The organism is Paenibacillus aestuarii (assembly GCF_027789125.1).
In the GTDB taxonomy this organism is placed as follows: domain Bacteria; phylum Bacillota; class Bacilli; order Paenibacillales; family NBRC-103111; genus Paenibacillus_E; species Paenibacillus_E aestuarii.
In genome coordinates this window covers 171,687-183,816 of the sequence record NZ_JAQFVF010000021.1, presented here as the reverse complement: position 1 = coordinate 183,816, position 12,130 = coordinate 171,687, and the positions used below count along the sequence as shown (strand labels likewise).

Genomic DNA, 12,130 nt, shown 5'->3' with positions numbered 1-12,130 from the left:
GAGGCCACTGAAAAACTTGTGATTTTTACGGAACAACTGAAGAACATAAAATAAAAGACGACCATAATTCCCAGTTTTTGGGTATTGGGGCCGTCTTTTACTGTCTAGGAAAGCCTTTATAGCTGGTTGCTCACTTCATCAGTTTCAATATTCTCTTTAAGTTAACGGTAAATATCGTCATCGCCCCCTGTAACTCCATGCCAACCAGACCCGAAGATGACGCAACGTCATATCCGTGTCTATGTTTTAGTTCACTGTTCTTCGCCTCTATTTTGTAGCGTTCCTTCGCCTTTTCTTTGAAGTACTCACTTTCCTGAAAGGCGATGTGTTCAGTATGCTCGCTAGACTTAATACTCACCGAGTAGGTCTTGCTTTTTGCTCCTTCGGTGTAGCATCCCTCTTTGAACGGGCACCTCTTACACACTTCTATATTGAAGTAGTAGGTATTCTTTTGGTTATCGTTTACTCCCTTTTTCCCTGTCCGTGCCTTCTGAGTCGCCATATGGCCAGCCTTGCACACATACATGCCTGCATCTTTATTAAATTGAAATTCATCTTCTTTCTTACGCGCCCCTTGTGTAATAAGCGGATTTAGTTTTGCAATAAGTTCAATATTATTGGTTTTCGCATAAACGATATTGTCTTTTTCAGAGTAAGCTGTATCTCCGATGACGGACTTGATTTCCATGCCTGTTGCCTTGCTTTTTTCGATGAGTAATTGCAGTTGCTTTCCATCATTCTTTTCACCCGTCGTGACAATGGCAGCTGTTATGATTCGTTCCTCGGTCATGGCAAGATGGGTCTTATAGCCAAAGAACGAAGAGTCCGCGCTTTTGTGACCGACCTTTGCATCCTGATCTTCTGAAATCCGTAATTGTTGCAGGTCATCGGCAACTGTTTCTTTCAAGAAATTCAATGGTTCTTTAATTTTTGGTAATTCGCAAATACCACCTTCAGCTTCAAGAACAGCTATGAGTTTTTGACAATAGTCGATCTCGTCTTCAAGTACATTACTGGTATTCTTAACTGGGAACTTGGCTTTCAGCGACTCATCAGCTTTATAGACCGCTCTTCTTAACTTGCGTGAACGATCCAGCAAGATTTCCCGCGGGGATTTTTGGTTGTAACGGGCTTTGGTATGAGTAGCATCGACAATGATGGCTTTGCTTTTAATAATGCCCTTCTCCAATGCAATTTCAACTGTTTTACCCACGAGCATGTCAAGTAAATTCGAGTCTTTCAGTCGCAGCGTCCGAAACTTGGTTAAGGAACTAGCGTCAATCACTGGATCTTCAGGTGCCATATCAAGAAAATATTTAAACGACATGTCGTACTTCGAACGTTCGACGATGTCGTTGTCGGACAGTTCAAAAATGGCCTTCAATAGCAAGTACTTGAACATTCGGATGGGGTCGATCGCATTTCGGCCGTTGTCTAGACAGTAACGTTCCTTCAGTTCTTCATATACAAAAGAGAAGTCAACTAGTTCGTTGATTTGCCGTAACATATTGTCTTTCGGTACCACCAAGTTATAAAGTTCCAAATAAGGGCTAAAAGTCATAGATTGTTGTTTTTGAATCATTTTTTCACCTACTTGGTTTAATACCTTAATTATACAGAGAAAAGACACACCATCCTCACAAAAACTTGAGCAGGGTGTGTCTTTATCATACGAAGGACTTTTTCAGTGGCCTCGTATTGCACAGGGGTCATCTTTTTTAATCCCCATTGGTATCGATTATTGTTGTAGTAGCGGATATAACTGTCAATCTTACGTTGTAGTTCTGCTAAGGTTCGGCAGCTACGATGGTCAACATGATCTTTCATATGACCGTAAAATGACTCCTGTGGCGCATTGTCCCAGCAATTTCCTCGTCTAGACATCGATTGACCTAGTCCCTTTTGCTTCAAAAGTTTTTGGTATGTGGGACTCGTATAATGACTTCCTTGATCCGAATGGATGAATGCTTCTTTGTGCAACTTCAATTTTCTTTGCTTCATGAGTGCCTCGATTGTTTCTGTAGCAATGTCTAACGAAAGGCTGTTGGATAGGTTGTAAGAAAGGATCTCTCCCGTTGAAGCATCTAGTATAGTCGACAAATAAGCCGTCTCTGAGCGGCCGTATGGAAGGTAAGTGATGTCGGTGAGCAACGCAAGCCCAGGAACACCTTTTTTAAAATCACGATCTAATCTGTTGGGAAGCGTTCGATGTTCTTGAGTCGCCTTTCCTATACGTTTGTAAGGATTGGGTTTTCTATGAGGACAGACGAGGTCGAATTTCTTCATAAGCCTGCGGATTTTCTTCAAGTTGTAAATCACGCCAAACTCGTTTTCAAGCGTCATCTTTATTGAACGAGAGCCCTTTTTAAAGCCTTTTTTATTGAAGGCTTTTTTGATCAGTTCTCCAGCTTTGGCATCCGAAAGAGACCGCTCTTTACGGGCTTCTACAGCCTGGATGTAGTTGTAATAGCCTGAGCGAGATACATGTAATAAATCGCAGAGGTAGCGCGTTGTACGTCCCAAACCCTGACCTACAGTCTCTTTAATTAGCTCAAATAACTTACTTTTACTTAGGTTCTTTCCCTTTGCTACCAGCAACCTTTCTTTCGTGTCTAGCTTTTTTAACAAATCCACCTGGGACTCAAGGAGTCTAATTCTTGCTTCCTGTCTTTCAATTACTTCATCCTTCGTTAGTTCACGCTTCAGCGGACGTCCAGAAGATTCCTTACGAGAGTCAGCTAATCCAATAATTCCGTCTTCTCCATATGCTTTTCTCCAACGCTTGGCAGACTCATTTACACGTTGAATTCCAATTACGTTTACGTCAAACCCGTTAGCTTCAAAGATTTCTCTAGGGAGCTTACCTGCCATATATTGATCGATGAACAACTGCTTAAATTCATCCGCATAGGTTATTGCTTTATCGCTAATCCTGATCACGTATTTATTCTTTGATAAGCTTATTTGATCTTTTTCGCTAAAGATTTTCTTAGACATGATGTAATCCCCTCCGGTGCTTACTCTAGTATACAAAAAAAGTACCCATGGTCTGAACACTTTTTCAAAGTGTCCAGACCATGGGTACCAGTGTACTCGTGTTGTGGTTTTTTTGTCCCCTTTGTGCAAGGAAATAATTCATGCTGACCACAGACATATCTAGTCCATTCAGACAATATAGTTGAATATGTCAAATTTGAGGAGGGCGTACATATGGGGGTATTACAAGGTAAAGGATGGACAACTGTGCTTGCCGGCGTCATGATGATGGGAACGTTGGCAGGGTGCAGCGGAAGCGGCACCGAGAGCAGTGGAACGGCAGCGCCGACTGGCGGGAGTTCGGCGGCGCCAGCGGCGAGCGCGAAAGCTTCAGAGGCTCCGGCGGCCAAACAAGTCACCTTGCACATGATCGAAAGCTTGACGAGTCCGGAACGTACGAAGCTGCTGCAAGACGCCATCGGCAGGTTTCAGCAGGATAACCCGAACATCAAGGTGGAGCTCATCTCCCCGCCGTTCGACCAGGCAGACAACAAAATCCGCACGATGCTGGCGGCGAAGCAGGATCTGGACATTCTCGAAGTGCGCGATCTGAACATCGCCGAGTATGTCAATAACGGCTACTTGGAGCCGCTGGATACGTACGCTGGCGGATGGGCCGACAGCAAAACGCTTTCCGCTACCTCCAAAATCGTCGGTTCGACTGGAGGTAAGCTGTATTTTATTGCCAATGCGCTGTATCAGCGGCAAATGTTTTACCGCAAAGACTGGTTCGACGCGAAAGGGCTGGCGGCTCCGAAAACGTGGCAGGAGCTGGTCGACTCGGCGATCAAGCTGACAGATCCGAAGCAGAACCGATATGGCTTCTCTTTCCGCGGCGGAGCGGGGGCGAATGGCAACTTTGACCATATGATCTATGATTTTAATGACAATGTGATCAATATTGATGATGCGCCATTTACAAAAGATGGAAAAACCATCTATAGCACACCTGAAGCGAAGCAGGCACTCGAGCTGTACAAGAAGCTGTACAAAGAGGCGTCGCCGCCGGACTCGATCAACTGGGGCTTCCAAGATCAGGTGCAAGCGTTCACTTCCGGGGTAACGGGCATTCTGCTTCAAGACCCGGACGTCATCAAGGTGCTGCAGGATAAAATGGATCCGAAGACGCTGGAAACCGCGCCGATGCCGCTCGGTCCTAACGGCAAGTCGCTGGTCAGTACCGGAGCGGCTGGCTGGGGCATTACGGCAAATTCCAAGAACAAAGAAGAGGCCTGGAAGTTGATCGCGTTCCTGTCGAGTCCGAAGGAAAATACGGTGTTCTCCAAAGAAATCGGCACCATTCCGATTCATACTTCGGCGACGGCGGATACGTTCTTCCAGACCGGCCCGTACAAGACGCTGCTGGATATGACGGCTAAAGCGGACACCTTTGTCAACTATACGCCGCCGTTCAAATATCCAGGCAACGGAAGCTGGGGAGAAACAAGCATGAAAGGGCAGCAATCGTACTTGTTGGATAAGAAGTCGGCTGACGACCTGCTGAAGGAATGGGATAAGTTCTGGCTTGATCAAAAAGCGGGGATGAAATAAAAAGCGTGAAGAATGCGGCGGCGGGCGAGTATCGCCTGCTGCCATTTTCTTACCAAGGAGGTGCCTGTACAGTGAGTGCCCGGCAAAGATTTATTTTATCGAGCTTGCTGCCCGCTCTGCTGCTTGTGCTCGTATTTACCTACTATCCCTTCCTCAAAGGGGTGGTGATGGCTTTTCAGAACTATAAGCTGTTCAATCTCAAGCAGGTGCATTTTGTCGGCATGCAAAACTTCGTTGACGCGTTCGCAGACCATCAATTTCTTGCCGCACTGAAAAACAGCGCCTATTGGGTGTTTTTTTCGCTAATATTTCAATTTGTGCTGGGGTTCATCCTTGCGCTCTTCCTGAATAAAAAGTTTTGGGGGCGCGGCGTATATCAAGGGTTTATTTTTTATCCATGGGCGCTGTCGGGCTTTCTGATCGGTCTGATCTGGAAATGGATGTTCAATTCGCAAATCGGTGTAATTAACGATCTCTTGCTGCGGTTCGGCTTGATCGATGATCGGATCGGGTTTCTGTCGGACCCCAAGTGGGCGATGGCTTCCGTCATTGTTGCCAATGTGTGGTATGGGATCGCCTTCTTCACCATCATGCTGCTCGCATCGCTGCAATCTATTCCCTCCGAGCTGTACGAAGCGGCGAGCATTGACGGGGCAAACGGCTTCCGCAAGCTGATCTATGTGACGATCCCGTACATCATGCCGACGATCATCGCCACGACGCTGCTGCGGGTCATCTGGATTTTCAACGATCCAACGCTGATTTACGGCATGACTAACGGCGGGCCGGGCGGAGCGACCCATATTTTATCCTCCTTGATGCTCAATAAAATTATTTATGACGGCGATTATGGGGCTGCATCGGCCGTTGGCGTCATCATGATCGTCATGTTGCTCCTGTACACGTTGTTTTACTTGATGGTGACCAAGTCTGAAAAGGTGGGTGACTTCTAGATGAAACGAAATTATGGGTATCGCATCATCAAGGTTGCCTTTCTGGCTCTGCACTTGATCATCATGGTGTTCCCGCTGTATTGGATTGTCATTACTTCGTTAAAGCCGCAAAAAGAAATTTTTAGCTATCCGGTTCATTACTGGCCTGAACAGCTCACTTTCCAGAATTATGTCAACATTTTTAAAGTATCCAAATTTAACATCTATATGGCCAACAGTTTGCTCGTGTCGGTGTCCTCCGCTTTGATCGTCATCGTGATCGCCGTGTGCAGCGCCTATGTGCTGGCGAGATTCCGCTTCCGTGGGCACAAGCAGATTATGCTCGGCTTCTTCGTGACGCAGATGCTCCCCGGCTTCATTGCACTAGCTCCGCTTTATATGATGATGTCGAATATGCATCTGCTGAATCATCGCATCGCGCTGATTCTGATGTACACGGTCAGCTTGATTCCGTTCTCCACGATTATGCTGCGCGGTTTCTTCCAGCGCATTCCTTCCAATCTGGAGGAAGCGGCGTTGATTGACGGCTGCTCGCAGCTGTCTGCACTCATCCGGGTTATTATTCCGATCATGCTGCCGGGCATTTCTTCGATGTTTATATTCGCTTTTGTGCAAAATTGGAATGAGCTTTTCCTGGCTGTGATGTTCATCGATAATGAAGCGCTTAAGACACTGCCGGTGGCGATGAATTCATTTGTGCTCAAGTTTAATGTCGATTGGGGCTCGATGTCCGCCGGAACGGTGCTTTCGGTGCTGCCGACGATCATCCTGTTCGCCCTTGCACAGCGTTTTATTGTTGAGGGATTAACTCAAGGGGCGGTGAAAGGATAATGCATGCCAAAGAGAAGCAGCATTCACTCGTTGCTCATGACGGGCATGATGATCGCCACCATGGCGCGATCAGTGTGCCGATTTATCAGACGAGTTTATTTTCGTTCGATACGTATGAGCAGTTCAACTTGGCAAGAAAGGATGAGCAGGAAAATTTTGTTTACTCGCGGGGCAACAATCCTACGGTGCGCTATCTGGAAGACAAGCTCGCCGAGCTGGAGCAGGGTGAGCGGGCCAAATGCTTCGCATCCGGCATGGCGGCGATATCGTCGGCGATCCTGTCCATTGTGGGGCAAGGGGACCATGTGATTTGCACCGATCAGGCGTATGGGCCGACCCGCGACTTCCTGGGCAACTATTTGCAAAAATTCGGCGTAGAGACGACCTTCGTTGATGGCAGCTCACTGGATAACTGGGTGCAGGCCGTGCGCCCGAATACCAAACTGCTGTATTTGGAAAGTCCGACCAGCATGATGTTCGAGCTGCAGGACATTAAGGCGTGCACAGAGCTGGCGCGCACCATCGGTGCAGAGACGATCCTCGACAATTCGTGGGCGACGCCTTGTCATCAAAACCCGCTCGCCATGGGGGTAGGGCTCGTCGTTCACTCCATCACCAAGTATATTTCCGGGCATAGCGATTGTGTCGGGGGCGTCGTCGTGGGGACCAAGCGTTTGATGGACCCGCTTATGAACAGGGAATACATGCTGTTCGGTGGTCTGATGACCCCGCAGACAGCAGGCTTGGTGACGCGCGGGCTGCGGACGCTGCCGCTGCGGATGCAGCGCCATGAAGCGAGCGGGCTGAAAGTCGCCGAATTCATCAGCCGGCAATCGTATGTGAGCAGGGTGAATCATCCGGGGCTGGCCAGTCACCCGCAGCATGCATTGGCACACTGCCAAATGTCAGGATTCAGCAGTTTGTTTTCGTTCGAATCGCCGGAGCCTGCTGAACGGTTCAGAGCTTTGGCGGATCGACTGCAATATTTTCGCATCGGTCCCAGCTGGGGCGGGTTTGAAAGCTTGATCACCGTCGGCGAGCTGCACCGGGAGAATCAGCCAGTAGCCTCGCTGGTCAGGCTGTATATCGGTACTGAGGATCCGGACGATTTGATTAGGGATTTGGAGGAAGCATGGCGCTTTGTCGCGCCGGGCGACCCTGCTGAGGGGGAGTTCCATGAGCAGAATGCGGGTTTCACCCAAAACGGATGAACGGCAACCGTTATATTTACAAATACAAGAGCATTTCAAACGGCTCATCTGTGCAGGGGAGATCGGGGAAAATGACAAGTTTCCGACCGAGAAGCAGTTGATGGAACAATTCGGCGTGAGCCGAATGACAGTGTCCAATGCGCTCACTAAGCTGGCGCAGGAAGGCTGGATCTACCGCATTCCGGGTAGAGGCAGCTTCGTGAACCCAGGCATTTTGGCCGAACTGGCTGAAGGCAGGGAGCAGGCGGAGACTATGCCGCCGGACGCCGGGAGAATGCGAGGGCAGGGCGAGTCAGCCTCTACACGCAAAATGGTCGGTCTGGTCATGCCTTTGCTAGAGGACTTTTTTGCGATTCGATTGCTGCGGGGCATTTATGGGGCGTTAAAGGACACCGGCTATTATGTGTCGATTGTGCTCTCGCACAATTGCAAGGAGCGGGAGAAGGAAGCAATTCAAGAGCTGATCCAGCAAGGGGCGGCTGGACTGTTCATTTTCCCGATCGATGCGGAGACGTATAATGAAGAAATTCTGCTTTTAAAAATACGAGAATATCCGTTCGTGCTCATCGACCGCTATTTGCCTGGCTTCGAAACGCACTCCGTTTGTTCGGATAATTGGATGAGCGCGCAGCTGGCTGTCAACCATCTGTGGGGGCTCGGACATCGGGATATCGCCATCTGCTCGGATATTCCCAGCAGCACGATTACGGTTGATGAGCGGATTCGGGGTTATATGGAAGCGCTCAAACAGAAGGGCGCAATGATTAATCCGGCGCTGATGCTGACCGACTTTCAGGTGGACACTTCCAGTCCTCCCGAGCTGCACCCGTTATACCACCATATCCGCAGCCGTTCTGCGACCGCATATATTACTTTGAATTTAAGGCTGGGCATGTTTGTTGCTGATGTGATCAAAAAATTGGGCTTGCGCGCCCCGCAGGACATCTCGGTTATTACGTACGATAACCCTTCTTCGTCGGTCGACTTGCTTCCGGCTTTCACCCACATTGACCAGCATGAAGAGGCGATCGGCGCCAGAGCGGCTGAGCAATTGCTGAAGCTGCTGGCCCATCAGGAGAAGAAACTGCCTGAGCCGTTTAAGCAGATCGTGAAATCGGCTTTAGTCGTCGGGGAGTCGACAGGGGCACTTATGGTAAACAAATAATTAGCGTCTGAACATATGAAGGAGGGAAAAATGTGATGAACGCGATATCCAGTCCTGGCGAGTTTACCGAGCTTGACAGGTTTATGTTTGAGTCGTGGGGGTATCTGGTGATTCCGGGGGTACTCACGGATGCGGAAATCAGCGAATGTTTGGCTGCCTCGATCCGTCTGCATGAAGCGGCAGGCACGACGGGCTGGGCGCAAATCGGTCGGGGCTTCGAAACCGAACCCGCCTTGGAGCGGTTGATCGACCATCCGGCGGTGCTGCCGAAAGTCAGGGCGCTGTACGGCGACCGCTTCATATTGCAGTCCGCCTGGTGCACGAAGCAGCCTGCTTTGGGCGGCATGGGCGGCTGGCATCAGGACGGCTCGGGCGCGTACGACTTTAAAAAGCTCGGTTATCCGATTCCGCTGCTGCAGCTGCGCGCTTCATTCTTGCTGACGGATCAGTCTCTGCCCCGTACAGGGAACATGGAGATGATCCCGGGCAGCCACAGGAGCCAGGTTGAGCTCCCTGGCGCTATTCGCGCAGCCAAGGAGGATGTCCCTGTCGGTCATGTGATCTGTGCGCCAGCGGGATCGGTCCTGTTCTTCCATAATGCCGTGTGGCACCGGACTTTCGCGCATGACGGCGATTATGACCGCTACACGATGCATTACATTTATAGCCCGCCATGGGTCCGCTGCTCGGATCGGTTCGAGAACAATCCGGAGTTTCTCGACCGCACGACACCGACCCGCCGTTATCTGATGGGCCCATTCGCACGGCCAGACGCCCCTTTCGGCGCCGGATACCCGGTGGAGTTTGGGGAGGGGTGAGGTCAGGGGGCTGCGCAGGGATCGGAACCGAACACCATGAGGTGTTCGGTTCTTTCGCATACCTTCATGCAGATAAAGGAATTACGGGCTCGGCATGGAAAGAATAAGGAGAAGAGTTTCCGTACTCGACGAGACAGGGGGGAGCCGATTGATCAGCCTCGTTCAGGTTGCCTTTTCCAACTTCAAATTCCGAAGCTTATTTTTTCGAATATTGTTCCTGCTTATTGTGCTCGTGGTGATCACGGTCTTGATTGTAGGCTTTTTTGCGAACCGTTACAGCCAGAATGTCGTCAGGAGCGAGGTCAAGCAGTCCAGCTTCCAAATGCTGGAACAGACGCGACGCCTCATGGATACGCTGTTGAATGACGTCGATCAGATTACGATCCGGCTGGCGCAAAACCGTGCTTTTTCGGAAGCGCTGGAAGCGGGGGCTGAAGGTCCTTCCCCATCCGATGTGGACGAGATCCACAACTATTTGCTGGATTCCTATATTACTTCTCCATACATGGAATCGATCTATGTCTACTACGCAGCCAGCGACCTAGTACAATCTGCGTTGATCGGGCCAACCAAGTCGAAGGATATGGACGATGCCGCATGGCTGCCTGATTACCACAGCATGCAGCGTACGGAATCAAGATGGTTTGTCCGTGAATATCCTGATAATAAAAACTTATCACAAACCCAGGTGACCTTGATCCGCACGACACCGTGGACAGGCTCTCCGATTCAAGGCGCCATTGTCGTCAATATGAATCAACAGGCCTTGTTCCAAATTCCGTCGTTCCGGCTTATGCGGCAAGGGGAAGAAATTTGGATGGTCAGCCCTGACGCTAAGCTGGCCTTCAACAGCAATACGGGACGTGAAGTGCCCGTCGAGGAATTCGCTGTTGTTCGGGATAAGATTGGCAGTGATATATCCGCTTTTACAGGCGCATTCCGGGGCAGCGAATTTACGTTCACCGCCGTGTCCTCCCCTTATACGGGCTGGAAGTATGTCGACCTCATTCCAACAAGCTCCTTATACAAAAGCAGCACGGAAATTCAGAGTTTCATGCTGATCCTCATGGCTTTTAGCATATTGGCTGCTGTACTTGTAGCCTTTTATATTACACTGCGAATTTACAGTCCTATTCATTCTTTGGTGCAAATGGTGAATAACAAAAAAGACGATTGGCGGTCGGCGACGCCGATTCGTGAGCAGAGCGAGCTGGCGATGCTGTTCTCGGCCTTTATTTCGATGAAAGAGCAGGGCGCAGAGATGGAAAGCCAGTTGAAAGACAATTGGCCGGTGCTGCAGCAAAGCTTTCTCCAGCAATTGATTCATGAGCGGTCGAAGCTGCATGAAGAGCGCTTTGCCAAATTTGCGTATTACCAGCTGCCGGTGACGCCAAATGGATTTTTTGTATGTGTGATCCGCATCGATGATTATCATACGTATGTTGAGAAATACGGAAGCTTTGACCAAAGCTTGATCCGCTATTTTATCGCCAAGCTCGCCGGTGAGCTGAGCGGTCATTTATACAGAAGCTACCCGCTGCACATGGAGAGCCGGGATGTCATTCTCGTCTGCAATCTGGAGGCGAGTATGACGGCTGAAGCGTTCTGCCAAGACGTGGTAGAGACGGCTGAGCGGATGCGCGCAGCGATTCGGGAATATTTGCATTTGACTGTGAGCACTGGGATCGGCCAGCTCCATATGCAGGCAGGCGACATTAGCGAGTCGTACCGGGAAGCTGTCGATGCCCTGGAAAGCCGGGCGTTCAAAGGTTACGGGCTGATTGCCCCAAGCTGGCTGAACCGTGAAAAAAATCCCGGCGACCACCTGCTCATCCGCAAGCTGGCGGAATTGAAGCGGGAGATTCTTTTAATGTTTCGCGAGGAGCCTTCGCAGAGCTTCGAAGATGAGCTTTATAAGCTGAGCGAAGCGGCTGAAGGCGCAGAGGGGCTGCCGTTCCCGCTGATCCAGCATGCGTATTTTCAACTGATTGTCGAAGTGTTCCAGCGTTCCACCGAGCTCGGACTGCCGGCGCATGCGGACAATGAGCTTGCTGATCTGCTGGAGAAGCTGCTTCGTTTGGAAACGGTGGATGATGTCGTACATTTCGCTCAGGCTTACATCCGCCAGACGAATTTGCGCTTCCACGCCGAGAAGAAGACGGAACCGGAATCGGTTGCCCAGCAAATCCTGGACTATATTCAGGTTAATTTTGATAAGGAGATTTCACTTGGGGGCATTGCTGACCAATTGCAGCTGGACCCGTCCTATGTCAGCCGTTTGTTCCGTCAGGAAATCAGCATTACATTCATGGACTATGTTATCTCGCTGCGGTTGGAGAAAGCGAAGGAGCTTCTGCGGATGAGTGAACTGACGGTCAAAGATATCGGCGCCTCGGTTGGCTATGCCAATCAGCGCAGCTTTAACCGCATCTTCAAAAAGTATGAAGGCATGACGCCCGGTGAATTCAGGGACATTCACGCGCCGAAGAAGCTCCATCGGGACGAAATTTATTGATGTTCCAGCCTTGGTGAACGATATCAGAAAAGGTCCATAGCAGAATTTGA

General features: G+C 49.8%; 8 protein-coding genes and 1 pseudogene. 7 read left to right on the top strand and 2 right to left on the bottom strand.

What is annotated here, in order from left to right:
• Window positions 1–130: 130 nt before the first annotated feature.
• Window positions 131–1,582: an IS1182 family transposase gene (locus tag O9139_RS07275; protein WP_270877866.1), complete on the bottom strand. Its 1,452-nt coding sequence runs from the start codon at window positions 1,580–1,582 to the stop codon at window positions 131–133.
• Window positions 1,583–1,695: 113 nt separating this feature from the next.
• Window positions 1,696–2,997 (bottom strand): annotated as a pseudogene (locus O9139_RS07270) (IS3 family transposase); the annotation flags it as partial.
• 213 nt (window positions 2,998–3,210) lie between these two features.
• On the opposite strand from O9139_RS07270, the gene O9139_RS07265 reads away from it, so the two are divergent.
• From O9139_RS07265 to O9139_RS07235, 7 genes are all read left to right on the top strand, one after another.
• A complete protein-coding gene (locus tag O9139_RS07265; RefSeq protein WP_270878797.1) occupies window positions 3,211–4,587 on the top strand; it encodes an ABC transporter substrate-binding protein in 1,377 nt (458 codons plus the stop codon).
• Between the two features lie 71 nt (window positions 4,588–4,658).
• A complete protein-coding gene (locus tag O9139_RS07260; RefSeq protein ID WP_270878796.1) occupies window positions 4,659–5,540 on the top strand; it encodes a carbohydrate ABC transporter permease in 882 nt (293 codons plus the stop codon).
• A complete protein-coding gene (locus O9139_RS07255) occupies window positions 5,541–6,371 on the top strand; it encodes a carbohydrate ABC transporter permease (RefSeq protein WP_270878795.1) in 831 nt (276 codons plus the stop codon).
• Complete coding sequence (locus O9139_RS07250) at window positions 6,371–7,582, top strand: trans-sulfuration enzyme family protein (RefSeq protein WP_270878794.1); 1,212 nt, start codon at window positions 6,371–6,373, stop codon at window positions 7,580–7,582. Before O9139_RS07255 ends, O9139_RS07250 begins: the two co-directional genes overlap by 1 nt.
• Window positions 7,548–8,747: a GntR family transcriptional regulator gene (locus tag O9139_RS07245; RefSeq protein ID WP_270878793.1), complete on the top strand. Its 1,200-nt coding sequence runs from the start codon at window positions 7,548–7,550 to the stop codon at window positions 8,745–8,747. Before O9139_RS07250 ends, O9139_RS07245 begins: the two co-directional genes overlap by 35 nt.
• 35 nt (window positions 8,748–8,782) lie before the next feature.
• Window positions 8,783–9,565, top strand: a complete 783-nt coding sequence (locus tag O9139_RS07240; protein WP_270878803.1) for a phytanoyl-CoA dioxygenase family protein — start codon at window positions 8,783–8,785, stop codon at window positions 9,563–9,565.
• 148 nt (window positions 9,566–9,713) lie between these two features.
• The gene (locus O9139_RS07235) at window positions 9,714–12,080 is read left to right on the top strand and encodes a helix-turn-helix domain-containing protein (protein WP_270878792.1); all 2,367 of its coding nucleotides are present in this window, start codon (window positions 9,714–9,716) and stop codon (window positions 12,078–12,080) included.
• The last annotated feature ends 50 nt before the right edge of the window (window positions 12,081–12,130 follow it).